The organism is Bacillus sp. iso_77 (genome assembly GCF_056173625.1).
On the sequence record NZ_CM149683.1, the window covers coordinates 916,244 to 941,399 of the forward strand.

At 41.7% G+C, this 25,156-nt stretch carries 19 protein-coding genes; 17 read left to right on the forward strand and 2 right to left on the reverse strand.

Translation table 11 applies throughout. The features are described 5' to 3' along the window. Nucleotides 1-44 precede the first annotated feature (44 nt). The 3 genes from AC0VYC_RS04625 to AC0VYC_RS04635 all read left to right on the forward strand — a co-directional run bounded on the left by AC0VYC_RS04625 (nucleotide 45) and on the right by AC0VYC_RS04635 (nucleotide 6,995). Nucleotides 45-3,407 (forward strand): CheR family methyltransferase, encoded by a 3,363-nt coding sequence (locus AC0VYC_RS04625; protein WP_427243923.1) that lies wholly within the window; start codon nucleotides 45-47, stop codon nucleotides 3,405-3,407. Between the two features lie 82 nt (nucleotides 3,408-3,489). Further along, nucleotides 3,490-6,396: a 5'-nucleotidase C-terminal domain-containing protein gene (locus AC0VYC_RS04630; protein WP_475389552.1), complete on the forward strand. Its 2,907-nt coding sequence runs from the start codon at nucleotides 3,490-3,492 to the stop codon at nucleotides 6,394-6,396. A gap of 32 nt (nucleotides 6,397-6,428) precedes the next feature. Then, on the forward strand, nucleotides 6,429-6,995 hold the full coding sequence (locus tag AC0VYC_RS04635; RefSeq protein WP_160758337.1) for a class D sortase: 567 nt from the start codon (nucleotides 6,429-6,431) through the stop codon (nucleotides 6,993-6,995). 34 nt (nucleotides 6,996-7,029) lie between these two features. Here the strand turns inward: AC0VYC_RS04635 and AC0VYC_RS04640 are convergent, their stop codons facing one another. Continuing rightward, nucleotides 7,030-7,932, reverse strand: a complete 903-nt coding sequence (locus AC0VYC_RS04640; protein WP_047946635.1) for an RluA family pseudouridine synthase — start codon at nucleotides 7,930-7,932, stop codon at nucleotides 7,030-7,032. Between the two features lie 108 nt (nucleotides 7,933-8,040). On the opposite strand from AC0VYC_RS04640, the gene AC0VYC_RS04645 reads away from it, so the two are divergent. The 3 genes from AC0VYC_RS04645 to AC0VYC_RS04655 all read left to right on the forward strand — a co-directional run bounded on the left by AC0VYC_RS04645 (nucleotide 8,041) and on the right by AC0VYC_RS04655 (nucleotide 10,908). After that, a complete protein-coding gene (locus AC0VYC_RS04645) occupies nucleotides 8,041-8,382 on the forward strand; it encodes a DUF5365 family protein (RefSeq protein WP_100325448.1) in 342 nt (113 codons plus the stop codon). A gap of 307 nt (nucleotides 8,383-8,689) precedes the next feature. Then, entirely contained in the window at nucleotides 8,690-9,355 is a 666-nt protein-coding gene (locus AC0VYC_RS04650) for an HAD family hydrolase (RefSeq protein ID WP_326377410.1), read from the forward strand. Between the two features lie 14 nt (nucleotides 9,356-9,369). Beyond that, the gene (locus AC0VYC_RS04655) at nucleotides 9,370-10,908 is read left to right on the forward strand and encodes a bifunctional GNAT family N-acetyltransferase/carbon-nitrogen hydrolase family protein (protein ID WP_007497061.1); all 1,539 of its coding nucleotides are present in this window, start codon (nucleotides 9,370-9,372) and stop codon (nucleotides 10,906-10,908) included. A gap of 45 nt (nucleotides 10,909-10,953) precedes the next feature. Here the strand turns inward: AC0VYC_RS04655 and AC0VYC_RS04660 are convergent, their stop codons facing one another. After that, the gene (locus AC0VYC_RS04660; RefSeq protein WP_326242517.1) at nucleotides 10,954-11,370 is read right to left on the reverse strand and encodes a hypothetical protein; all 417 of its coding nucleotides are present in this window, start codon (nucleotides 11,368-11,370) and stop codon (nucleotides 10,954-10,956) included. A gap of 166 nt (nucleotides 11,371-11,536) precedes the next feature. Between AC0VYC_RS04660 and AC0VYC_RS04665 the strand changes: the two genes are divergently transcribed. From AC0VYC_RS04665 to AC0VYC_RS04715, 11 genes are all read left to right on the forward strand, one after another. Next, a complete protein-coding gene (locus AC0VYC_RS04665; protein WP_024719950.1) occupies nucleotides 11,537-11,953 on the forward strand; it encodes a VOC family protein in 417 nt (138 codons plus the stop codon). An 83-nt stretch (nucleotides 11,954-12,036) separates the two neighbouring features. Beyond that, nucleotides 12,037-12,954 carry an AEC family transporter gene (locus tag AC0VYC_RS04670; protein WP_007497064.1) on the forward strand — a complete coding sequence of 306 codons (918 nt, stop codon included), beginning with the start codon at nucleotides 12,037-12,039 and terminating at the stop codon, nucleotides 12,952-12,954. A gap of 28 nt (nucleotides 12,955-12,982) precedes the next feature. Beyond that, nucleotides 12,983-14,575 carry a PucR family transcriptional regulator gene (locus AC0VYC_RS04675; RefSeq protein ID WP_047946632.1) on the forward strand — a complete coding sequence of 531 codons (1,593 nt, stop codon included), beginning with the start codon at nucleotides 12,983-12,985 and terminating at the stop codon, nucleotides 14,573-14,575. Nucleotides 14,576-14,816: 241 nt separating this feature from the next. Next, entirely contained in the window at nucleotides 14,817-16,154 is a 1,338-nt protein-coding gene (locus tag AC0VYC_RS04680; RefSeq protein WP_047946631.1) for an aspartate aminotransferase family protein, read from the forward strand. A 163-nt stretch (nucleotides 16,155-16,317) separates the two neighbouring features. Beyond that, the gene (locus AC0VYC_RS04685; protein ID WP_017360356.1) at nucleotides 16,318-16,875 is read left to right on the forward strand and encodes a glycerol-3-phosphate responsive antiterminator; all 558 of its coding nucleotides are present in this window, start codon (nucleotides 16,318-16,320) and stop codon (nucleotides 16,873-16,875) included. Between the two features lie 215 nt (nucleotides 16,876-17,090). After that, on the forward strand, nucleotides 17,091-17,906 hold the full coding sequence (locus AC0VYC_RS04690; RefSeq protein ID WP_475389557.1) for an MIP/aquaporin family protein: 816 nt from the start codon (nucleotides 17,091-17,093) through the stop codon (nucleotides 17,904-17,906). A 15-nt stretch (nucleotides 17,907-17,921) separates the two neighbouring features. Beyond that, a complete protein-coding gene (gene glpK / locus AC0VYC_RS04695; RefSeq protein ID WP_268372505.1) occupies nucleotides 17,922-19,418 on the forward strand; it encodes a glycerol kinase GlpK in 1,497 nt (498 codons plus the stop codon). 139 nt (nucleotides 19,419-19,557) lie between these two features. Beyond that, nucleotides 19,558-21,219 (forward strand): glycerol-3-phosphate dehydrogenase, encoded by a 1,662-nt coding sequence (gene glpD / locus AC0VYC_RS04700; protein WP_475389560.1) that lies wholly within the window; start codon nucleotides 19,558-19,560, stop codon nucleotides 21,217-21,219. Nucleotides 21,220-21,363: 144 nt separating this feature from the next. Next, entirely contained in the window at nucleotides 21,364-23,109 is a 1,746-nt protein-coding gene (locus tag AC0VYC_RS04705; RefSeq protein WP_047946630.1) for a phospho-sugar mutase, read from the forward strand. Between the two features lie 151 nt (nucleotides 23,110-23,260). Further along, nucleotides 23,261-24,406 carry a GAF domain-containing sensor histidine kinase gene (locus tag AC0VYC_RS04710; protein WP_041507534.1) on the forward strand — a complete coding sequence of 382 codons (1,146 nt, stop codon included), beginning with the start codon at nucleotides 23,261-23,263 and terminating at the stop codon, nucleotides 24,404-24,406. Further along, on the forward strand, nucleotides 24,403-25,053 hold the full coding sequence (locus tag AC0VYC_RS04715) for a response regulator (RefSeq protein WP_007497084.1): 651 nt from the start codon (nucleotides 24,403-24,405) through the stop codon (nucleotides 25,051-25,053). The genes AC0VYC_RS04710 and AC0VYC_RS04715 overlap by 4 nt, the downstream gene beginning before the upstream one ends. Nucleotides 25,054-25,156: the final 103 nt, after the last annotated feature.

Below are 25,156 nucleotides of genomic sequence, written 5' to 3' on the forward strand. Positions count from 1 at the left end.
TTTGTCGAAAAAATGTATCAGACGAATGAACATGGGGGTACCAGATGCAGGACAAAATCATTAATCGTTTGATAGAAGACGAACATGTGCAGGCACCAGTGATTGGCATCGGTGTTTCGCCGTTTGAACAGCATCATCTTGAGGCTTTTTTTCAATCATTTCCGCATGAATTAAATGCCTCTTTTATTGTTGTGCAAAATCATGTGACAGGCGATTGTGTAACTGATTTGGAAGCACTTGTTTTACCGATTGGCTACCGGGCAAAGCCGATTAAGCATGGTGAGAAAGTCATGAAAAATACGATTTATGTTTGTCCGCAGCATGCAGCTGTGACATTGACAGAAGACAAACGGCTACACATAACAGAGCAACATCCTACGAACAAGGTGTGTGCTGTAAATTCGTTGTTTCAGTCACTTGCCAATGTGCAAAAGGAAGAGGCCTATGCGATCTTTTTTCAAAAAGGCTATTGTGTAGGAAGTGGTTTGCTTCAAATCGTTGAGCAAGGCGGTACAGCCATATCGTGCAGTGAGACAAATAGTGGGTTTGATCGTATGTATCATCAAACATTTCAAGACCCTTCTGCACTTGCGTCATATATAGCCAACATCATCAACGTTCCGCATACAGATGTTGCAGACCCTGTTTTGATCAGAATCATTGAACGTCTTGAAATGCATAAAGGAATTGCATTTTCAACCTATGAGAAGCGCAGACTGCTCTCTGTCATTCAAAAAAGAATGAGGAGTGCGAACCAATCGATCTCCTTATTGTCCGAGTACGATCGTTTATTAGAGAGAGAACCAGATGAGCTTGATCGTCTGCATGTACAGCTTTTAAGCGGCACGACTTCCTTTTTTAGAGATATGGAAGCCTTTCGAGTATGTGAACATCACATCATTCCGTCGATCATTGATAATACAATGAAAAATGGGAAATCTCGATGCCGCATTTGGATTGCAGGATGTTCTACAGGTGAAGAAGCCTATTCTTTTGCGATGTTATTTTTAGAAGAAATGAAACGAAGACAAGTGTCCATTGAACTTCAAGTGTTTGCAACAGACATCAATCGGAAAGCCATCCAAAGTGCAAGCAAAGGTGTTTATTCGCTTGAGTCTATGGCACGGATGCCAGAAAAATGGAGGGCGCGATATTTTGAAAAAAAAGGTGACGCTTTTATTGTGAAGCAGTCGCTTAGAAAACATATAGTCTTTGCTCCTCACAATTTATTGATCGATTCACCTTTTATCCACCTCGATTTTATCAGTTGCCGAAATGTTCTGATGTACTTCCAGCCAGAAGTACAAAAACGAGTCTTATCTCGATTCCAATATGCACTAAAGGATCAAGGGATGTTGATATTAGGGCCGAATGAAAAGGTACCCAATATCCCTCGTTTATTTCATTTGTTAAATGAAAAGTGGAACATTTACACCCACTCAAACGTTCCTAAATACAATGCAGGTCATGCGGAGTTAAAAGAACGAGCTGTCCAATATATGAAAGAAGTAGAGCAGGAGTATGATGCATGTTTCATCATAGACGATTGCGAGAAAATCCTCGCGATATCAAACGGTGCCTATTCTTTCTTAGCGCATGCAGAAGTCTCAGATGAATTATGTGAATATGTAACCCCTGATTATATGAAAGAGATACTAAGTCAAAGCTTTCAAAAGGTGTGGACTGAAGAGACTGAGGTTGTCTTTCAACATGTCCTCATTTCGGAAAATGGAAGAAAGCAGTATGCAGATTTTACAGTGAAACATTTTGATCGCCGTTTTAAAGGAGTATACGTCATTCTCATTCGGATGAGTGAGAGAGGAAAAAATCAAAAGAACGGCAGGGACAAAGGGATGTCAGAGCAGAATTCGGTTTATCAACAGCGAATTGTCGATTTAGAAAACGAGCTCAATGAGGTCAAACAAAAGGAGCAAGAAGCAAGGGCTCAATTAAAAGAAAAAAACAAGCAAATAGAAGTGCGCGAGAAAACAAACGAGCATTTTATAAATATCATAAACAATTTAAAGGTGACAAGAGAAGAACTGTACCGGCCGTCTGTGAAGCCAGAACTTGCCACGTTGTTTGTGGACCGGGAAATGAATATTCGCTATCACACTCCTACAGCTACCTCTTTATTCACTTCAGCTCAAACCCGGCACCAGCAAACGTTTCAGTCGATGGTGAAGAAGTTATCGAAGGAAATGCTCTATCATGATATTCAATCTGTCATTTCAGATAGGCGCGTGATCGAACGTGAAATTGAAACGAACGAAGGAGAACAATTCACGGTTCATATGACGCCTTTCTATGATCAAGATCGCGAGGGAGCAGTGATGACCTGGATCAAAATGACCGAAATGACAAAATTGAAGCAGGCTCTTCATCTTGCGGTGACAGCACTTGATAACAGCCATATTCATATTGTGGTTGCAACAGGAGAAGGTGTCATTCAGTGTGTCAACCAGCGCTTTTGTCAGTTTGTACAACAGCATGAATATGACTTGATCGGAAAAGATATTTTTTCTGTCTATTATGCGTTGTGTCAATGTGATGATCTAGTGAAACAATGGGACGTGTGTTTAAGAGAGGGCAGCTGGACAGGTGAGCTGTATTTTCAGGACTTATCAGGGCGTGAGCGATGGGAAAGAGTCTCTTTACACCGAATCGATGACCCTGACAAAATGCAGTCTACTGTCATGCGGATTTCAGAGGATATTACAAGTCAAAAACAGTCTGAGAAAATGCTGATGAAGTCTGAAATGCTGTCAGCAGTTGGACAGCTTGCAGCTGGTATTGCCCATGAGATACGTAACCCACTTACGTCGTTAAAAGGCTTTTTACAGCTAATGATTCAAAGTAAAAAGTATCAGAAGGATTATGCCGATGTGATGATGTCAGAGTTTAATCGGCTTGAGTCTATTATTAACGAATTCCTTGTGCTCTCTAGAAGCAAATCTGTTAAATTTGAACCGGTGAATGTGAATCTTCTCCTCGAAGAAGTCATTATGGTCGTTGAATCTCAGGCGGTCTTAAAAGGAGTGTCGATTCAAAAGAATCTGGCGCCCTCACTGCCACATATTCAAGGCATTCCAAATGAATTGAAACAAGTGTTCCTTAACATTCTTAAAAATGGAATTGAAGCGATGGATGGAGTAACAGGTGTGATCCAAGTGACTTCATTATTGAAAAACGACCAAATGATGCTGATATTTGAAGACCAAGGAAAGGGCATACCAGAAGATGAGATTGGGAAATTAGGTGAACCTTTTTACACAACGAAAGAAAAAGGCACGGGTCTTGGATTAATGATGACCATTAAGATTATTGAAAGCCATGGCGGTACCATTCGTTTTGAGAGCAAAAGCTTTGAAGGGACACGTGTGATTATTACGTTTCCAAGTAATTGAGATCAGTTTTACATGAAATCCATCCAGTCTTAATAATTGCTTTGTACACTAGAAGAGATGAAGTTCAAAGGGGAGAAATCTAATGAAACGTATACAATCTATTCGAATGGTCTGTTGTTTGATTTTGGTGATATTTAGTCTGCAATCTTTACTGGCTAGTATCGTGACAGCTGAGGCGTTTTCTTCTTCTGAGAAAAAGGAGACTTTATGGAAACAAACAAAGCCGATGAACATAAAAAAAGCCCGAAAACTGATAGGAGAAACGGTAACGGTGAGCGGAATCGTAACAGCAGATCAATCCGCTATAGGGAATGGGAAACTATCAACATATATTCAAGACAAAACAGCTGGTCTCAATATTTATTCTGCGCAGCCTAAGAATTTTCCAGAACTGAAAGCAGGCATGAAGGTCACGGTGACTGGCAAGGTGACGACTTATAAAGGACTCGTTGAAATTGTGCCAGATCAAGATCGTCTGAAGATAGAGGCTGTGAATCAGCCATTGCCTTCGCCAAAGAAAGTTTCCATTAAACAATTGGAATCGGATCAAGCAAGCAAATATGAAGGAAGATTAGTGAAGGTAAAAGGCTATGTAGAACAGGCGCCAGATCAGCCAGCTGGCGGTGGATACAATGTGGTCATCATCGATAAAAAATATCATAGCACAGTCCTTAGAGTCATGGTTGATACGGGTGCCATTGATCAAGTGAAGACCGGAAAATGGTATGAGTTTACTGGCGTTTTAAGCAGATATGATACGCTGCAAGTACTTCCAAGACACAAAACCGATGTCAAATTGCTGAAGTACCAGCCAAAGCCGCCAAAAATCAAAAAAGAATATGAGGCAACGGTAGATCGTGTTGTGGATGGAGATACCATTCATTTGAAGAAGCCTGTGCTTGGCACAACAAAGGTACGCTTCGTGAATATGGACACACCAGAAACCTACCACAAGCCAAAAAATGAATTAGATCAAAACCAGCTGCGCTTTGGACAAAAAGCGACGGATTATTTAAAAACGCTTCTTTCAAGTGGTGATCGAGTCACATTAAAGATTGGCCCGGAAGCAAAGGATGGATATGGACGTCTTTTAGCTCAAGTCAAAACCAAAAAAGGGCTGAATACGAACCTAGAGCTTGTGAAAAAAGGATATGCCCCTACTTATTTCATCTGGCCTGTTGGAGATGAAAAAGAGTATCAGATGTTCCAGCAAGCAGTGAAAGATGCCAAGGAAAAAGGGCTGGGTATTTGGAATGAAGAAGATCCTCTGTTAGAACAGCCGTTTGAATTTAGAGCACGCGAGCAGAAAAAAGGGCTCACACGTTATGTGGGGGATTCATCTGCAAAAACCTACGTATCACCTGACAGCTGGAATGAGATCGATGTAGATAAACGTGTCTTTTTTGCTTCTAAAGAAGAAGCAGAGCAGGCTGGATATCAGGCGTCAGCATCATCCAGTGAAGTCCCATTAACCATTTTAAGCATGAATGATCTGCATGGGAAAATTGATCAGCAATATGAGCTGGATGTAAAAGGTGATGGCAGTAAAGGAACATATGGACGGATGGATTATGTGGCGGCTTATATAAAACAAAAGCAAGCTGCGCAAAAAAATACACTGACAGTTCATGCAGGAGATATGATAGGCGGAAGCTCGCCAATATCGTCTCTTTTACAAGATGAACCAACGGTTGAACTAATGGAGAACATCGGCTTTGACGTTGGGACAGTTGGCAACCATGAGTTTGATGAAGGTGTAGACGAACTATTACGAATCTTAAAAGGTGGAGATCACCCGAAAGGCACAAAAGGATACGATGGGCAGAACTTCCCGCTTGTTTGTGCAAACTGTGAATACAAGGATACTGGCAAACCACTTTTACCGGCCTATGAAATCATGGATGTCGAAGGAATTCCTGTGGCTTTTATCGGGGTTGTGACAACATCAGCGGCAGGTATGGTCATGCCAGAAGGAATTAAAGACATTCAATTTACTGATGAAGTCCAAGCTGTCAATGAAGCAGCGAAGGAATTAAAGCAAAAAGGGATTAAAGCGATCGCGGTTCTGGCTCATATGACCGCCTCTCAAAATGGTGATACCATTACTGGAGAAAGTGCAAGGCTTGCCAAAGAAGGTGATGACGAAATTGATGTCATTTTCGCTGGCCATAATCACGAAGTGGTCAATGGAGAGGTAAATGGAAAATTAATTGTCCAAGCCTTTGAATACGGAAAGGCAATTGGAGAAGTCAATGTCACACTTGACCGGAAAACAAAAGATATTGTCAAAAAGAGTGCAAACATTCAGTATGTGGATCAGGCTGGTATTGAAAAGGATCAGGAGGCAGCGGACATTTTAGACCATTACGGAAAAGAAGTGGAGACGATTATTAGTGAGGTGGTTGGAGAAGCAGGGGTCAAGATGGAGGGCGGCTATTCAAATGATGGTGATACACCACTTGGCAATCTCATTGCGGATGGCATGAGATATTCAATGAAAAGTGACTTTGCCATGATGAATGGTGGCGGCATCAGACAAAATCTCGAAAAAGGACCCATTACTTGGGGAGACCTCTTTAATATTCAGCCATTTGGAAATGTGTTAGTGAAGCTGGACATTAAGGGGAAAGATTTAGTTGATATCATTGAAGCTCAAATATCTCCTCAATTTGGACCGGATTATAGCATTTCAGGCTTTTCATATTCGTACAATCCGTTAACATATAAAGTAGTCGACTTAAAACTGCCTGATGGTTCTTCCGTTGATTTCGATAAAACGTATACACTCACAGTGAACAACTTCATGGCGACTGCCACTGGAAGTAAGTATTCACCGATTGGGCGGCTAGGGAAAAATCCGGAAACAGGCCCAGAAGATTTAGAAGCAACGGTCGCTTTTGTAAAGAGCTTCGAGGGAGCTTCTATTGTGTATCAAAAAGAGGGCCGAATTCAACAAGCGAAACAAGAAGAAAAGGCAGCAGCAAGCTAAAGAATCATCAGCAAAGACAAAGGAGTTAACGCATGAAAAAATGGCTTGCAGTGATTGTCATGTCAGCGGGAATTGTGGTGCTTGGCTGGGGAATCTGGCAAATGGCTTCTACTCACATACAAACAGCACATTCTTTAGAGGAAGCAAAAAAGGTCGTAGAAACTGATCAAGGGATGACAAAGGAAAAATTCTCACCTGAAATGGGGAAAGCCTCTGGCATCCTGACCATTCCGAAATTAAAAGCCGATTTGCCGATTGTTGAAGGGACAGATGCGGACGACCTTGCCAAAGGCGTCGGTCATTATAAAGGCAGTTATTACCCTGATCAAAATGGACAAATCGTTTTGTCGGGACACAGGGATACGGTCTTCCGCCGGACTGGTGAACTGGATATTGGGGATCAGCTGAAAATCACTGTACCGTATGGTGAGTTTGTTTATGAAATCACGCATACGAAAATTGTGGATCAGCACGATACATCCATTATTACCTTACAAAATAAAAAGGAAGAGCTTGTGTTAACCACATGCTATCCATTTCATTTTGTCGGCAACGCACCAGAGCGGTACATTATTTATGCGAAAAGAGCATCTGTCTAACGTCAAAAGAGCCTGTATGATCAGGCTCTTTTTTCTACATATTGTCCATTAATTCAGCCATATCAGGTGGAAGCGGTGCTTCTATCGTCAGCTTTTCACCTGTGAATGGATGGTTCATGTCTACTTGTTTGGCATGAAGGGCGCACCTGTTTATCAGGTCACGCTTCCCGCCATATAATGTATCGCCAGCTAAAGGATGCCCGAGACTGCTAAGATGGACCCGAATTTGATGCGTTCTGCCTGTTTCTAATCGCAGCTTAACGGCCGTCATCTGTAAACGTTTATTGAGATGGAAGACCTCATAATGAGTCTTGGCGCTTTGACCAGTAGGAGAAACCCTCCTTCTGACGGCATGGTGTTTATCACGTCCAATGGCTGCTTGGATCGTTCCTTTCTTTTTCTTAAACAGTCCTTGTGCGATGGCAAGATACGTTCTGTTAATCGCTTTTTTTGAAAGCATTTGATCGAGTACAGCATGTGCCAACCTGTGTTTGGCAAAAATGACGGTGCCGCTTGTATCTTGATCAAGCCTATGTATATGTCTGACCCGCTTTTCTTCTCCATTTGCTTGAAAATGGAAAGCGACTAGGTTCGCCAGCGTACCTGTTTGTCCTTTTTCATTTGGATGCGTCGGCCTTCCAGCAGGCTTTTGGACAACTAATAAATGCTCGTCTTCAAAGAGTACCTCTAATTCACCGTATTCTGGCGTCACATCACTTTCTTCCGTCTCAAATAAATCAATGATAATCTGATCACCTGTACTCACTTTTGCAGCATGGTGGGCAGGTTTTTGATTGAGACGGACTTTTTGGTGCTCCATCCAAAAATGGATAATCGGTCTAGAGGCAGACACTTCGTCTTTTAAAAATTGACTTAAGGAAATGCCATTTTGCTGCTCACCTACTTTTAGGGAGAGCGTGTGTCCTTTTATGATCATGATATTCGTCCTCTCTTTGGGTATATATAGGAAACACTTACCTTAGCGAATGACTTTTTTTCTGTGCTATTCTGAATGGAGTAATAACGACAGAGAGGTAGATGCCACGTGAGATTAATGAAAGCTGCGACAGACCTTCAAGAGCAGGCAATTGAAGAAGTATCAAAGGAAATTGAAGATCTTTTATCCCATTCTGTCAATGGAGAAGCGCAGGAAAAACACCCCCCGCTTACATTCATTGATGGTGTGTATAACGGGACAATGGATGATGCTTTTCGTATCTTATCAGGTCTTCAGCTATTACATACCATTATTTTAAAGCCGAAGAGACATATCACAAAACGAGATCGTGAGTTATTTGAACTCAACCGTGAACAAGTTAATGTGTGCGGCTTTTCTTTCCCGTTTGATTTAGATGATTTTGCAGGCCGTCACCTTCAAAATGCGTAAAAGTTGGTGTGAACTTCCTTGTTAACTTACAAGGTCGTCGCACATACTATTTTTAAGGGAACGGAGAAACCTTCAAGATCTGTAATACCAATTCCGCTCTTTTTCAACAATGTCTATTCTCCACGAATCGGAGCGCTTGGATCTCTTGCAGAAAGAATCGAACATGACAGGAGCCTGACAAAACGAAGCAGGCTCCTTTTATACATAATCATTTTAGCAGACATTCATCTTTGAAAGTCAATTTTATTCACGATATGATAGCAGTATGGAAGATATTTCAGACTTTCGGAAAAAAGGAGTGGCCTCTTTGGTAAAGGCGATTATATTTGATTTTGATGGATTAATTTTAGATACAGAAACACATGAATATGAGGTTCTGCAGGAAATGTTTGCGGAGCATGAATCGGAGTTGCCTCTGTCTGTATGGGGAAATGTGATTGGAACGCAGGCAGGTTTTAAGCCTTTTGAATATTTGGAAGAGCAGTTAGGAAAGACATTAGATCATGAGGCACTCACAGAAGACCGGCGTTCACGTTTTCAAAAGAGAATGAAGGACGAAGCAGCAAGACCTGGTGTAGAAGCTTATTTAGAAGCGGCAAAGGAGCTTGGAATTAAGATTGGACTTGCTTCCAGCTCAGATTATAAATGGGTGTCTGATCACCTGAAGCAAATTGGACTTTTCGATTACTTTGAATGTATCCGCACGTCAGACGATGTGGAAGAAGTGAAACCTCACCCAGAACTTTATTTGCAAACCGCACAATGCTTAGGCGTTGAGCCAAAAGATTGCGTGGCATTTGAGGACTCTGTGAATGGGTCAACCGCTGCCAAACGAGCGGGCATGAAATGTGTCATCGTGCCAAATAAAGTGACGAGCACACTGCAGTTTGAAGAATATGATGTTAGATTAGAATCCATGGCTGAAATCGAATTGCTCCAGCTATTCCATCAGCTTGAAAAAGAGGATCAGTAAGGGGGCAATACATCATGGCAGAAAAACTAGATTTAACGCGATTTGAAAAAAGAATGGTGATTCGAAATATTAGAGAAGAAGATATCGACCGAATCATTGCATTGCAAGAGGTATGCTTTCCAGGCATGGACCCTTGGAAAAAAGAGCACCTTGAAAGCCACCTTGAACATTTCCCAGAAGGCCAGTTCTGTGCGGAATTCGAGGGAGAAATCATTGGCTCATGTTCAAGTTTATTAATTAACTTTGATGAATACGATGATCGTCACACGTGGCAGGACATCACAGATGATGGATATATCACAAACCATAATCCAGATGGGATGAATATGTACGGAATTGAAGTAATGGTCAGTCCTGAGTACCGCCGGATGAAAATCGGTCATCGTTTATACGAAGCAAGAAAAGACTTAGCGAGAAGATTAAATTTAAAAAGCATCATCATTGGCGGACGTATCCCGAATTATCATAAATATCAAGAGGAAATGACGCCTCGCCAATATGTAGAGCAAGTCATGCTACACCAAATTTATGATCCTGTGCTATCTTTTCAGCTGTTAAATGAATTTAGCCTGATGCGGATCAATCCGAATTACTTGCCGGATGATAAAGCTTCCAGTACATACGCAACGCTAATGGAATGGAACAATGTCGATTATCGTCCGCAATCGAAAAGATATTATAAATCGGCGTTCCCAGTACGAATTTGTGTCATTCAATATGCAATGAAGCAAATTCATTCCTTTGAAGAGTTTATGAATCAAGTGGAGTATTACGTGGATGTGGCATCAGATGCGTCAGCTGACTTTGCCGTTTTCCCGGAAATCTTTACAACGCAGCTTATGTCATATTTAGAAGAGAGATCACCAAGTCTAGCAGTGCAGCGGATCACAGAATATACCGAGGACTACATCAATTTGTTTACAGATCTCTCGGTCAAGTACAACATTAATATCATCGGTGGTTCTCATTTCGTTGAAGAGGAAGGGAAAATCTATAATATCGCCTATTTATTTAGACGTGATGGAACGATTGAAAAGCAATATAAGCTGCATATCACGCCGAATGAAAGAAAATGGTGGGGGATTTCAGCTGGTGACCAAGTCCGGGTATTTGATACGGATTGCGGGAAAATTGCGATCCAAATTTGCTACGATATTGAATTCCCTGAGCTTGCTCGAATTGCAGCTGACAAAGGAGCGAAAATTATTTTCACTCCATTCTGTACAGAAGACCGTCAAGGCTATTTACGAGTACGTTACTGTGCGCAGGCGAGAGCGGTTGAAAATCAGATATATACGGTCATTTCTGGAACGGTCGGAAACCTTCCGCAAACAGAAAACATGGATGTCCAATATGCACAATCAGCAATCTTTGCACCATCTGATTTTGAATTCGCAAGAGATGGCATTGTAGGGGAATGCAACCCGAATATTGAAATGGTGGTTGTCGGTGATGTCGACTTAGAAATATTAAGAAGGCAGCGTCAAGATGGGACGGTTCGTCAGCTGAAAGACCGAAGAAGAGACGTGTACCATATTGAATATAAGAAATAACCAAAACAAGCGCCCCGCAATTATGCGAGGCGCTTTTCTTTATGTTTACATTTTCTTTAATGCGAGTGTAGCAAAGTGGGCAATGCTTTTGGCAGCTAAAAATGGAACGTCTGATTTGACAAGAGATTGATAAATCGTTTTTTCTACTTGTTTCCATGTAAGAGCAGGCTCTTCTAAAAGATCTTTTAAATCAGGTCCTACATGCTGGTTGAAAAACTGTTCAAATTGTTCGCGTTTTTCTTGTCCGGCAATCACTTCTAATTTTTGTAGCCACTTTTCTTGTTTTTGGAAAGATTGTTCGATGTTTTGTTTAATGGTGTCTGTTGTTGAAGGAAGCTGAAAATCACTTTCTGCTGTCACCTGCTTCGTTTGAATAGATGCAGCATCAGCTGTTTGTGTAATAGGTGAAGCGAATAAAAGGACAGAGGTGGAGAGCATCAAAGATTTTGCGATTGTTTTCATTAAGAAAACCTCCTAGTTCATTTAGTATTGTGCACGAGATTTATTATACATTTTTGTTAAAATAAGGTAATGGGGCTTACCGCTTATTTTTTCATGCGACAAAGGGATGCCAAATGAAAAGACGAATATACTGAATGGAAATGATGTTTTACAAAGGGAGAGGGATATGGGGCGAGAATCTAAACATCTGTATATCAATTTGCCGGTTAAGCATGTAAATGAGTCAAAGGATTTCTTTGAACAGCTAGGTTTTGACTTTCAACAAGAACTGACGAATGAACATGCTGCTTGTTTTGTGATGAATGAGACGATCACAGTCATGCTGTTATCACTTAAGCATTTCCAATCCATTTCAGAGAAGGAATTGGTAGATGCCAGAAATGGCGCAGAGGTCATTATCTCTTTACAGGTCGAGACGAGGGAAGAGGTTGATGAGCTTGTAGAGCGTGCGATCGCAGCTGGTGGTTCACCGTTTAAGGAAAAACAAGACCATGATTTCATGTATGGCTGGAGCTTTCAGGATCGTGATGGTCATTTATGGGAAGTGTTTTATATGGATGAGGAGAGAAGCGACCTTTCATAAGGGTGCTTCTTTTTTATTGATGATCAGTGGTATGATAAGAGGGTAAAAAATAAGGAATTCATCTAGAGAAAAGTAGGTGCTGCATGGAGTTTTTACTTGTCTTAATGCCAGTGTTCGGCATATTCCTTATAGGGTATATTGGGCAGAAGACAATTGGTTTTGATATACATACGCTCTCATCAATGTCTTTATATTTAATGTCACCTTTTCTTGCGTTTGAAACCTTTTATCAAAATAAAGTATCGATGGACTATGTGTACTTATCTATATTTGTCGTAGGGCTTTGTCTTTCACTTGTTTTATGTGTCTTCATTTTATCTCGAATTTACGGGTATTCGAATGAAACGTATTGTGCCATGATTTTGTCATCAGCATTTATGAATAATGGAAATTACGGCACGCCTGTTGTCCTTCTTGTTTTTGGAGCAGCTGGTTTAGATATTGCGATTGTGCTAATGGTCCTTCAGCAGCTCGTCATGAGTACGATCGGCATGTATTATGCAGCAAAAGGTGGAGAGGACGCGGGAGACTTGAAGGTCGTTCTAAAAAAAGTGCTGCGTATGCCGGTTGCTTACGGGGCTCTTCTTGGTTTATTATTTCAGCTCATTGACCTTTCATTACCTAAAGAGCTTATGACAGGTGTTCAGCTGGTCGGGGATGCAGCGATACCAACGATTATGCTGATTTTAGGTATGCAGCTCGCAGTGATTTCTTTTAAACAAGTGGATTATCGCAATATTTCCTATGCGGTGCTGCTCAAGCTGTTTATTTCACCTCTCATCGCCTTTGGTTTTACACTTATTTTACCTGTAGATGATTTGGTGAAACAAATTATGATTTTAGTTGCAGCGATGCCGACAGCGGCGAATACAACACTGATGGCTGTGCAATTTCGAACGAAGCCTGAGTTTGTCTCAAGCACGACGTTTCTCAGTACGATTTTAAGTATTGTGACTTTACCTGTTTTATTATGGATTTTATCCATGCACCCTCTGGGATAGGGGACGGCAAACAAAGGGGGACTTATGAATGAATGTAGATGTTCATTTTCAAGTAAGTGATGTGTTAAAAACGAAGCATTTTACGCATGCGAAAGTGTTAGCTGGGGAAAAGGGATTGTTTCGGCAGGTAAAATGGGTACATGTACTTGAAGTGCCTGCTGTAGAGGATTTGTTAAATGGAGGCGAGCTGATCTTAACGACGGCCGCAGGCTTCCATGATCAATTGGAAGTCTTTCAGGCGTTTTTAAGGCAGTTGATTGACTCAGGTGCGGCTGGACTATGTATTGAATTTGTACCGCTCCGGTTTGATGTACCGGAAGAACTGATTATTTATGCAGAAGAACGTGATTTTCCGCTTATTCTGTTTACAAAAGAAGTGAAGTTCGTCAATATTACACAGCATCTCCATACGATGATGATTGAGCGTCAGTATCAGATGATGGCGGATTTAGAAACACTGTCGTCCAAGTTGAATGAGCTTTTATTGACTCCTCATCCGCAGATGGATATTTTGGATCAAGTGTATCAGCACGTGAGAGGGATACTACTGCTGATCCCTGTTCAAGGTGAGCCGATTATTTTATGTGATTCATCCAAACAAACAGAAGAGCTTGTGATGAATTATTTGCAGTATGCTTCATTACCAAAAGGATATGAAGTGACGCAAAAACAAGTCCTTGCACTCAAACAAACCTTTGCAGACCTCGTCCTCATTCATCAATCGAACACGCTCTCGGAATTTGAACTGCTTGTGATGGATAAAGGAGCGAATGCCCTTGCCCAGCAAACTTTAAGAGAGCTGTATACAGAAGAGCTGAAGAAGACAAAAGAGAATGAATGGCTGCAAAAATGGTTTCATGAAGAGCATACAGAAAGAGAAATCATAGAACACCTTGAGGAAACAGAAGGACTGAAAAAACCGACCGGCTGTGTGGTGATGCTCTTTCAAAAAAACCACCAAATAGAAGAAATCGCAGGGAATCTTTATTTTCTTGTCTCTTGCCGTTCTATTTTTCAGCGTGCTGGTTTCTATTTGATTGTGTACGAGCATCAAGGACAAACCTTATTTATTTTATTGAATACAAGAAAAGTTGAGGACTGGAAAGAGCGTGCAGAAAAAGCGGCAAACGACATCACGCAATTATATGACCGTGAGAAGCCCGGCGAGGCAGCCATCAATTATGGAATCGGTTCATATTGTGAGCAATTTCAGCGCATGAGAAAAAGTTTTCAAGCAGCGAAAGAAGTGCTGCATTTAAAGAAAGTGATGCCGCAACGGATAAAAAGCCCATTTTATCAAGATTTACATATGCTTCGGTTGATGCCTGTCATGAAAGAAAGCGGGTTATTAGAATGCATGGTGAAAGAGTATTTAGAGCCGGTGATTTTATATGATAAACAAAATAGCGGCAGGCTCTATCAGACGCTGAATATCTTTTTACAGACAAACGGTTCTAAAAAAGAAACCGCAAGCCAGCTCTATATTGTGAGGCAGACGCTTTATCACAGATTGGATAAGCTTCATGCTTTACTTGGTGAGGATATGATGCAAGCGCCAAAACGTCAAGCGCTTGAATTTGCGATCCTTGCTTATGAATTTTTACAGGGGAATCGCCATTAATGGTATATGTTAGATTTGCTAAGGGATCAAGTAGAGTGTCTCATGGTTCTTTTCAATCAGTTGACGATCTGTCTAATGTAATGTGTCTGGCCCCTTTTTTATAATGAGAGTAACGACACGAGCGGTCTTGTTTCAGTTTCATATGCCTCACTTTTTATCCATATAATGAATGGAGAGGTCATATGCAGGACCGGTTTAAGTTTCTTTTATGATGAAAACGGATACATGGGGGCGTGGGAAGATGAAAACACATAACGCACAAGATCTTCAGGCGAAAGATGATCAGTTCATTTGGCATCATATGAAAGGGACAAACAAAGAAAATGAAAGTATGGTGATTCATGAGGCAGAAGGCGCATGGGTGACAGATATTCATGGAAATCGTTATTTAGACGGAATGTCAGGACTGTGGTGTGTAAATGCCGGATATGGACGTAAAGAGCTTGCAGAAGCGGCGTATAAGCAATTAAATACGATGCCTTACTACCCACTGACACAAAGCCATGTGCCAGCGATTCAGCTGGCTGAGAAGCTCAATGAATGGCTAGACGGGGACTATGTGATCTTCTTTTCTAACAGTGGTTCTGAAGCGAATGAAGCGGCATTTAAAATTGCCAAACAATATCATGCGCAAAAGGGAGAGAGTACACGCACAAAATTTATTTCCCGATATCGATCGTATCATGGCAACACAGCAGCAGCTCTAGCCGCAACGGGTCAAGCGCAGCGTAAGTACAAATATGAACCGTTAGGGCAGGGGTTTATCCATGTCGCACCGCCTGATATGTATCGTCATCCTGAGGATCAAGAGAATCTGGCGAGTGCTGCGGCAATAGATCAGGCCATGACGTGGGAACTAAGTGAGACGATAGCTGGGGTCATTATGGAGCCGATCATTACGGGCGGAGGTATCCTAATGCCGCCAAAAGGGTATTTGAAGAAGGTCAAAGATATCTGTGAAGCCCATGGAGCGCTTCTCATTGTAGATGAAGTCATCTGCGGATTTGGCCGGACAGGAAAGCGGTTTGGATTTATGCATGAGGAAGTGAAGCCAGATATCATCACCATGGCAAAAGGGATCACAAGTGGATATTTACCGCTATCTGCAACGTGCGTGAAACGAGACATTTATGAAGCGTATGCAGGAGAAGATACGTATGACAGGCTACGGCATGTGAATACATTTGGCGGTCACCCTGCTTCCTGTGCGGTGGCACTTGCTAACCTAGACATCATGGAAAACGAGCAATTAGTGGAGCGGTCAGGCACGCTTGGCCAAGACATGCTCGAACGTTTGCAAGAGTTAAAAGAGCATCCATTTGTCGGTGATGTGAGAGGAAAAGGCCTGCTGTTTGGGATTGAGCTTGTGCAGGATCAGGCGTCAAAAAAGCCAGCTGATCCAAGTGTAGTCGGTCAATTGATTGCAGAATGTAAAAAACGAGGATTGATCATCGGGAAAAATGGCGATACAGTGGCTGGCTATAATAACGTGGCACAGCTCGCACCACCGCTAAATATCACTGATGAAGACGCCTCATTCATTATTCATACTTTAAAAGAAAGCATGGCGCAATTATAGCAGAGAGATTTCTCTGCTTTTTTCTATGCCCTGAAAGGATCAGGTCTGAATCGATCTGCTAGGCTGAATGGTCAATGGGTACACTAGGTGTATTGAAAAAAACATGCGATTCTATTACTGTAAGGAGAAGATAGAACCAATACACACGAGAAGGAGACGGCATATGAGTTTTCATGATCAACCCATTCTACCTGCTGTTCGCAATATGAAGCAATTTGAGGAATTTTTAAAAAGTCCATTTACATATGGGGTCTTACTGGATGTTCACTTAGGGCGGCTTAAGGGCATCATGAATGAGGCGAATGCGCATCATAAAAAAATGTTTGTCCATGTCGATCTCATTCACGGAATCAAACATGATGAGTACGGAACGGAATTTATTTGTCAGGAAATGAAACCAGCTGGCATTATTTCTACTAGGTCTTCTGTCATAGTAAAAGCCAAGCAGAAAAAGGTATATGCCATCCAGCGAATGTTTTTACTTGATACAAGTGCGATGGAAAAAAGCATGGAGTTTGTCGGGAAACATCGTCCAGATTTTATTGAAGTATTGCCGGGTGTCGTGCCAGATTTAATTACAGAAGTGCGCGAAAGAGCTGGAATACCAATATTTGCAGGAGGATTTATCCGAACAAAAGAAGATGTAGAAAGGGCACTTGCAGCAGGGGCGACAGCTGTCACCACATCGAATACAGAGCTTTGGAAAGCGTTCCAAAAGTGAAAAAGATAAAATGTGAAAATTGATTGACAACGTTTTCATCCTCTGTTACTATAGCACTAAGTTAATATCATGTGATGGAGAAACGGAGATCCACAACGACGCTTTACTAGGTGACAAATGACCCTGATGTAAAGTATGTTTGTTGTGGATCTTTTTTCTTTATCTTTTCTACACATTTATAGGGGATGGCAACTGAACCAGAGGAGGAATTTTTCATGACACCATTTTGGGGTGAAGTCGTTGGTACAATGCTTCTGATTATTTTCGGAGGCGGTGTGTGTGCGGCAGTCAGTTTAAAGAAATCGCTCGCTTACCAGTCCGGCTGGATTGTAATCGCTTTCGGATGGGGATTTGCAGTAGCGATTGCAGCTTATGCCACTGGAGGAATTAGCGGTGCACATTTAAACCCGGCGCTGACAATAGGTCTTGCATTAGAAGGAAGTTTTCCTTGGGCTGATGTTCCATTGTATATTGTCGGTCAAATGCTTGGCGCATTACTCGGAGCTATTATTGTCTTCTTACATTACTTACCACACTGGAAAGCGACAGACGATCCAGGTGCAAAACTAGGCGTATTCTCAACTGGTCCTGCGATTCCGCATACTTTTGCAAACGTGCTCAGTGAAGTCATTGGTACATTTGTATTGGTGGTAGGAATTTTAGCGATTGGTGCAAATAAATTTGCAGACGGAGTCAATCCGCTGATTGTTGGTTTCTTAATTGTCTCAATTGGTCTTTCATTAGGTGGTACAACTGGTTACGCAATTAACCCTGCACGTGATTTAGGTCCAAGAATCGCACATGCCATTCTGCCGATTCCAGGTAAAGGTCCATCAAATTGGAAATATGCTTGGGTTCCTGTTGTTGGTCCAATTTTGGGCGGTGCATTTGGCGGTGTTTTCTATAATGCAGCCTTTAAAGCGAACGTCACACCAGCCTTTTGGATTGTAAGCGTTATTTTAGTTGTGGTATTGTTAGGACTCTATGTTTCTACGAAAAACCAGACAAATGCTGTCAATGAAAGTATGTAAGGGGAGGAAAACATCATGGCAAAAGAAAAATATATTCTCGCATTAGATCAAGGGACAACAAGCTCAAGAGCGATCTTATTTGATCAAGAAGGTAAAATTGCCCATACAGCTCAGAAGGAATTCAATCAATATTTTCCGAACCCAGGCTGGGTAGAACACAATGCAAATGAAATTTGGAGCTCTGTTCTATCAGTTATTTCAACTGCTTTAATCGAATCAGGAATTGAAGCAGATCAAATCGCCGGTATCGGAATTACGAACCAGCGTGAGACAGCTGTCGTTTGGGATAAACATACAGGCGCACCCGTTTACAATGCAATTGTTTGGCAGTCACGACAAACATCTGGTATATGTGATGAGCTAAAAGCGCAAGGGCACGATGAAACGTTTAGAAATAAAACGGGTCTACTCATTGATGCTTATTTCTCAGGTACTAAAGTGAAATGGATTTTAGACAATGTCGAAGGTGCTCGTGAGAAAGCAGAAAATGGTGACTTGCTGTTTGGCACAATCGATACATGGCTCATTTGGAAAATGACTGGCGGTCAATCACACGTGACAGATTATTCAAATGCATCAAGAACGTTAATGTTCAATATTTACGATCTGAAATGGGATGAAGAACTACTTGATATTTTAGGTGTTCCAGCTTCCATGCTGCCAGACGTCAAACCATCATCACACATTTATGGTGAAACAACAGACTATCACTTCTTCGGTAAAAATATTCCGATTGCAGGAGCGGCAGGAGATCAGCAGTCTGCGTTATTCGGTCAGGCTTGCTTTGAAGAAGGAATGGCGAAGAACACATATGGTACAGGATGTTTCATGTTGATGAATACAGGGGAAAAAGCAATTAAGTCAGATCATGGATTGTTAACGACGATTGCATGGGGCATTGACGGCAAAGTTGAATATGCTTTAGAAGGAAGTATTTTCGTTGCTGGCTCAGCGATCCAGTGGCTGCGTGATGGACTTAGAATGTTTAAAGACTCAAAAGACAGTGAAGCTTATGCTAAGCGCGTTGAGTCAACAGACGGCGTATATGTCGTACCAGCATTCGTTGGTTTAGGCACACCATACTGGGATAGTGATGTCCGAGGCGCTGTATTCGGTTTAACACGCGGTACTTCTAAAGAGCACTTTGTTCGTGCAACGTTAGAATCACTTGCTTATCAAACGAAAGATGTTTTAGATGCGATGGAAAAAGATTCAAACATCTCACTTAAAACATTACGTGTCGATGGCGGGGCTGTAAAGAATGATTTCTTAATGGGCTTCCAAAGTGATTTGCTCGATGTACCAGTAGAACGTCCAGAAATTAATGAAACGACGGCACTCGGTGCGGCCTATCTTGCGGGAATAGCAGTTGGCTTCTGGAACGACCGTTCAGACATTGCAAAACAATGGAACCTTGACAAGCGCTTTGAACCTAAAATGGAAGAAGACAGCCGTGACTCGTTATACAGCGGGTGGAAAAAGGCTGTAAAAGCAGCTCAAGCTTTCAAATAAACAAAAAGTATGGTATACTTCAAGTAAGTTAATAGAACGGTTGGAGAACTGGAGAGACCGCAAGCACCGAAGTGTAGAAATACGCTTTGGGTGTTTGCGGTCTCTTTTTCTTTACCGTACAACATGGGAGGAACAAGAGATGACTTTTTCTAGCTTCGAAAGAGAACAAATGCTTCAGGACATGACAAAAAAACCATATGATGTGTTTATCATTGGTGGGGGTATTACTGGCGCTGGTACAGCACTTGATGCGGCTTCACGCGGAATGCGTGTCGGTCTTGCGGAAATGCAGGACTTCGCAGCAGGTACGTCTAGCCGCTCAACGAAACTTGTACACGGCGGACTTCGTTATTTAAAACAATTTGAAGTGAAAATGGTCGCAGAGGTCGGTAAAGAGCGTGCCATCGTATACGAAAACGGTCCTCATGTGACAACGCCAGAATGGATGCTTCTTCCGATGCATAAAGGCGGGACATTCGGTAAGTTTTCAACTTCAATCGGACTTAGAGTATATGACTTTTTAGCTGGCGTTAAGCATAGTGAACGCAGAAGTATGCTAAGTGCGAAAGAGACACTTGCAAAAGAACCGCTTGTGAAAAAGGATGGCTTAAAAGGCGGGGGCTACTATGTTGAATACCGTACAGATGATGCACGCCTGACAATTGAAGTCATGAAAGAGGCTGTGAAATTCGGGGCAGAAGCGGTCAACTATGCGAAAGTAAAAGAATTTATTTATGATAAAGGCAAAGTTGTCGGTGTTGTCATTGAAGATGTGATGACGCAAAAAACATACGATGTATATGCGAAAAAAATCGTCAATGCGACAGGTCCATGGGTCGATCAGTTAAGAGACAAGGACCACTCAAAAGAGGGGAAACATTTACAACATACAAAAGGAATTCACTTAGTATTTGACCAATCTGTTTTCCCATTAAAACAAGCAATCTACTTTGACACACCTGATAAACGAATGGTCTTTGCGATTCCAAGAGAAGGAAAAACGTATGTGGGAACAACAGATACCGTTTACAAAAAACAGCTGGAACATCCGCGTATGACAAAAGCAGATCGTGATTACGTGATCAAAGCCATTCAATATATGTTCCCAGATCTTAACATTACAGAGAAAGACGTTGAATCTAACTGGGCTGGTCTTCGTCCACTCATTCATGAAGAAGGCAAAGATCCTTCAGAAATTTCTCGTAAGGATGAGGTATGGACATCATCTTCAGGCTTAATCACGATTGCTGGCGGTAAATTAACAGGTTACCGTAAAATGGCTGAACACATTGTGAATCTTGTACATGATGGACTTAAAGAGGAAACTGGAAAAGATTTCGGACCATGTAAAACGAAACATATGCCAATTTCAGGCGGGCATGTAGGCGGTTCAAAAAATATGGCATCCTTTGTTCAAGCGAAAACGGCAGAAGGAGCATCCGTTGGTTTGACAGAACCGATTGCACAAAAATTAGCTGAGAAATATGGCTCAAACGTCAGCAATGTCTTCAAGCGTGTAGAGCAGCTTCAAGGGGAAGCAGACAAACGAAATATTCCCGCATATGTGTTGGCTGAACTTGTCTATGCGATCGAAGAAGAATTGGCTGTTACACCTGTCGATTTCTTCTTGAGAAGAACAGGCAGCCTATTATTTAATATCAATTGGGCAAAAACGTATGCACAGCCTGTTGTTGACTATATGGCAGATCGTTTTGGCTGGGATGAAGCGACAAAACAGAAACATCAAACTGAATTAGACCGACTATTCCATGAAGCAGTCGTACCGCTTGATGCTGAATAAGTAAAAAGCCGATCGTGTATCGGCTTTTTTTATTTTGTTCATCGTTTTTTCATATGTTCATGATATAACATGACATGAAGGATAATTCCATATAAAATAACAGTAGATGTTATTTTATTGATGATAAGAGCTGGGAGGACGACCATGAGTTGGAATACGAATTATGAGCGTTGGATCAATGAGAAGCACCTGGATACTGAGCTAAGGGAATGGCTGGAGGCACATCAAGATGATCATCAAGCGCTTGAAGACTGCTTCTACAAAAACCTTGAGTTTGGTACTGGAGGAATGCGCGGAGAAATTGGTGCTGGAACGAACCGAATGAATGTTTACACTGTTCGAAAAGCATCTGCTGGTCTTGCTGCGTATATTGCAGCACATGGAGAGGATGCAAAAAAAAGAGGCGTCGCCATTGCCTATGATTCACGCCATAAATCTCCTGAATTTGCGATGGAAGCGGCCAAAACACTTGCTTCACATGGCATTCAAACATACGTATTTGACGAACTGCGTCCGACACCAGAACTCTCTTTTGCAGTTCGAGAACTGAATGCCTTTGCAGGGATTGTTGTGACAGCAAGTCACAATCCGCCAGAATATAATGGCTATAAAGTTTATGGAGAAGATGGAGGCCAAATGCCCCCATTTGAAGCAGATCAAGTCATTAAAGAAGTAGATGCCATCGAAAATGAATTAGCCATTTCAGTGGAATCAGAAGAAGTATTGAAGCAAAATGGTTTGATCCGCATGATTGGTGAAGAAATCGATCAAGCGTATATGGAAAAATTAAAAACGATTCGTGTGCACCCTGAGCTTGCAAAAGAAGTCGATGTCAAAGTGGTGTTTACCCCGCTTCACGGGACGGCGAATAAACCTGTCCGAAACGGACTTCAGGCCTTTGGTTATAAGCATGTGACGGTTGTACCTGAACAGGAAAAACCAGATCCGCAATTCTCGACGGTCACTTCTCCAAATCCAGAGGAGCATGCCGCTTTTGAATACGCCATCAAGCTTGGCGAAAAGCAAAATGCTGATATTTTGATTGCGACAGATCCAGATGCAGATCGATTAGGTATCGCTGTGAAAAATCATGATGGTGAATTTACCGTTTTGACCGGCAACCAAACAGGCGCCTTACTACTTCATTATTTATTATCTGAAAAACAAAAACTAGGTCAGCTGCCGCCTCGCCCTGTTGTGATGAAAACGATTGTGACAAGTGAGCTTGGGCGTGCTGTTGCCTCAGCATTTGGAGCTGACACGATTGATACGCTCACTGGCTTTAAATTTATCGGAGAAAAAATCAAGCAGTTCGAGGAAAGCGGAGAATACACGTTTCAATTTGGCTATGAAGAAAGCTACGGCTATTTGATCGGTGATTTTGCACGAGATAAAGATGCAGTTCAAGCGGCGTTATTAGCAGTTGAAGTCGCAGCCTTTTATAAGAAACAAGGGAAGTCATTATATGATGCGCTTGTTGATATTTTTAAGGAATTTGGATTTTACAGAGAAGGGTTAAAGTCATTAACCTTAAAGGGGAAAGTAGGAGCAGAGCAGATTTCTGCTATTCTTCATACCTTTAGATCAAACCCGCCAGCTTCTATCGCCGGTCAGCGCATTACGGTCATTGAGGATTATCAATCAAGTCAAAGGCACCTTGTGGCTGAAAAGAAAGAAGAAACGATTCATCTGCCGGAATCAAACGTCCTGAAATATTTCCTTGAAGATGGCTCATGGTTTTGTTTACGACCTTCTGGTACGGAGCCTAAAGTCAAATTTTATATTGCAGTCAAAGGCACATCGTTAACAGACAGCGAAGAAAAGCTGAAACACTTATCAGAAGAAGTCATGAAAGTCGTCTATGACATTGTGGAAGAAACAGCTAAATAAAATATCACAAAGCCATCATGTCATGCATGATGGCTTTTTCTCAGTCAAAAGGATGAGAAAAAATCATCCTTTTTGAGAAAGAGCCGCACAGATGCTCATGGTATAATCAACATATTGATAAGAGAGGTAGTAAAAGCCGGGGGTACACACGATGGGAGATTACCAAGAAAAAGTCAAAACATTAAAAACGTTAAAAGAAATTGCTGAAAAGCTAAATGAAGGGATGGAAATGAAGGAAACGCTTCATGAAGTGCTTCATATGCTTATGGAAGTGACAGGCTTTCAAACAGCATGGATTTATTTTATAGAAGAAGACGGATCGTATGAACTAATGGCAGAAGTATGCTTACCTGAAGCGTTGGCAAAGGATCGAAAGCAATTGATGTGTCAAAACGATTGCTATTGCATCAACCGCTACACGAAAGGCTCACTGCAATCAGCTACCAATATCATCAATTGTAAACGGATTGAAACGGCCATTGAGCAAAAGCTTGGAGATACAGAAGGAATTACCCATCATGCAACCGTTCCGCTCCAAGCATGTAAGCGTACGTTTGGCTTATTAAATGTGGCGGCAAAAGGGAAGGTCACATTTACACAGGAGGAGCTGAATCTGCTTGAAAGTATTGCACTGCAAATTGGTACGGCTATTCAGCGCATGAAACTTGTGCAAAATGAGCAGCAGCATGCACTTTTAGAAGAACGAAACCGGCTTGCGCAGGATTTACACGATTCTGTGAATCAAATGCTGTTTTCCGTGAGTTTGACTGCAAAGGCAGCGCGTCAAATGACAAGTGATCAAAAATTAGGTGAGATGATTGATTTTATTCAGCATTTATCACAAGATGCCCTCATTGAAATGCGATCACTCATCTGGCAGTTAAGACCAAAAGGGCTTGAAAAAGGATTTACAACAGCGATTGAAGAGTATGCACAGCTTTTAGGTTTAAATTGTTCATTGTCTTTATCAGGCTGTATGGAAATAGATCATTCAAAGCACGAGACTTTATTTCGCGTATGCCAAGAAGCTCTAAATAATTGCCAAAAGCATGCGGGCGTTGAGAAAGTAGAGGTCAAACTGGAGCAATCAGGAGATACGTTTGGTATGAAAATCATCGATCAGGGAAAGGGATTTCAGTATGATGAACAAATGAGTCTTCCTTCATTTGGGCTGAAAGGGATGGCTGACCGTATCCGAAGAGCAGGAGGTACATTTTGCATCAATTCTGAGCTAGGGAAGGGAACGACGATTGATGTGAAAGTACCATTTTCTCAAGAAAGGAAGGGATTGTCATGAGGGTAGTCATTGCAGATGATCATCACATTGTCAGAAAAGGGCTGGTCTTTTTCTTGCAAACCCAGCCAGATGTGGACATCGTTGGTGAAGCATCCAATGGAGAAGAGGCACTACAGGTAGTGAGGCAGACAAAGCCTGACATTGTCTTGATGGATCTCTCTATGCCTGTAATGAATGGGATTGAGGCGACAAAGCAAATGACGCTGGATATGCCGGATGTCCGCATTGTCATTCTGACAAGCTATGCAGATAAGGACTATGTGATCCCTGCTATCCAAGCGGGAGCGAAGGCTTATCAGCTCAAGGATGTAGCACCTGAAAAGCTTCTCACGACAATGATTGAGGTGCAAAATGGTACGTACCAGCTAGATGGTCATATTACAGCGTTTCTTGTCCAGCATCTAACTGAACCTAAAGAGCAAAAATGGGCCCTGATGAACGAGTTGACCAATAGGGAACGTGATGTTTTATTTGAGATTGCGAAAGGGAAAAGTAACAAAGAAATTGCCTCATCGCTTTTTATTTCTGAAAAGACTGTGAAAACTCACGTGTCTCATGTGTTATCAAAGTTAGAGCTGGCAGATCGAACTCAGGCCGCTCTATATGCGGTAGATTATCAAAAAAATCAGCCGAAAGAGCTGTTGTAACAGTCATGGTGGACATTTCAAAAGACTTCATGAGTATTTATCATGAAGTCTTTTCTTCTTTATGAAAGGCGGTCAGTAAAAGGGTGAAAACAAAGAGCTAAAA

What these genes read in the sequence shown, in the direction of transcription:
- glpD (WP_475389560.1), top strand. Translation starts at nt 19,558, where the DNA reads ATGACTTTTTCTAGCTTCGAAAGAGAACAAATGCTTCAGGACATGACA.
- AC0VYC_RS04685 (WP_017360356.1), top strand. Translation starts at nt 16,318, where the DNA reads ATGAGTTTTCATGATCAACCCATTCTACCTGCTGTTCGCAATATGAAG.
- AC0VYC_RS04680 (WP_047946631.1), top strand. Translation starts at nt 14,817, where the DNA reads ATGAAAACACATAACGCACAAGATCTTCAGGCGAAAGATGATCAGTTC.
- AC0VYC_RS04705 (WP_047946630.1), top strand. Translation starts at nt 21,364, where the DNA reads ATGAGTTGGAATACGAATTATGAGCGTTGGATCAATGAGAAGCACCTG.
- AC0VYC_RS04675 (WP_047946632.1), top strand. Translation starts at nt 12,983, where the DNA reads ATGAATGTAGATGTTCATTTTCAAGTAAGTGATGTGTTAAAAACGAAG.
- AC0VYC_RS04660 (WP_326242517.1), bottom strand. Translation starts at nt 11,370, where the DNA reads ATGAAAACAATCGCAAAATCTTTGATGCTCTCCACCTCTGTCCTTTTA.
- AC0VYC_RS04715 (WP_007497084.1), top strand. Translation starts at nt 24,403, where the DNA reads ATGAGGGTAGTCATTGCAGATGATCATCACATTGTCAGAAAAGGGCTG.
- AC0VYC_RS04710 (WP_041507534.1), top strand. Translation starts at nt 23,261, where the DNA reads ATGGGAGATTACCAAGAAAAAGTCAAAACATTAAAAACGTTAAAAGAA.
- AC0VYC_RS04630 (WP_475389552.1), top strand. Translation starts at nt 3,490, where the DNA reads ATGAAACGTATACAATCTATTCGAATGGTCTGTTGTTTGATTTTGGTG.
- glpK (WP_268372505.1), top strand. Translation starts at nt 17,922, where the DNA reads ATGGCAAAAGAAAAATATATTCTCGCATTAGATCAAGGGACAACAAGC.
- AC0VYC_RS04655 (WP_007497061.1), top strand. Translation starts at nt 9,370, where the DNA reads ATGGCAGAAAAACTAGATTTAACGCGATTTGAAAAAAGAATGGTGATT.
- AC0VYC_RS04640 (WP_047946635.1), bottom strand. Translation starts at nt 7,932, where the DNA reads ATGATCATAAAAGGACACACGCTCTCCCTAAAAGTAGGTGAGCAGCAA.
- AC0VYC_RS04665 (WP_024719950.1), top strand. Translation starts at nt 11,537, where the DNA reads ATGGGGCGAGAATCTAAACATCTGTATATCAATTTGCCGGTTAAGCAT.
- AC0VYC_RS04635 (WP_160758337.1), top strand. Translation starts at nt 6,429, where the DNA reads ATGAAAAAATGGCTTGCAGTGATTGTCATGTCAGCGGGAATTGTGGTG.
- AC0VYC_RS04690 (WP_475389557.1), top strand. Translation starts at nt 17,091, where the DNA reads ATGACACCATTTTGGGGTGAAGTCGTTGGTACAATGCTTCTGATTATT.
- AC0VYC_RS04670 (WP_007497064.1), top strand. Translation starts at nt 12,037, where the DNA reads ATGGAGTTTTTACTTGTCTTAATGCCAGTGTTCGGCATATTCCTTATA.
- AC0VYC_RS04625 (WP_427243923.1), top strand. Translation starts at nt 45, where the DNA reads ATGCAGGACAAAATCATTAATCGTTTGATAGAAGACGAACATGTGCAG.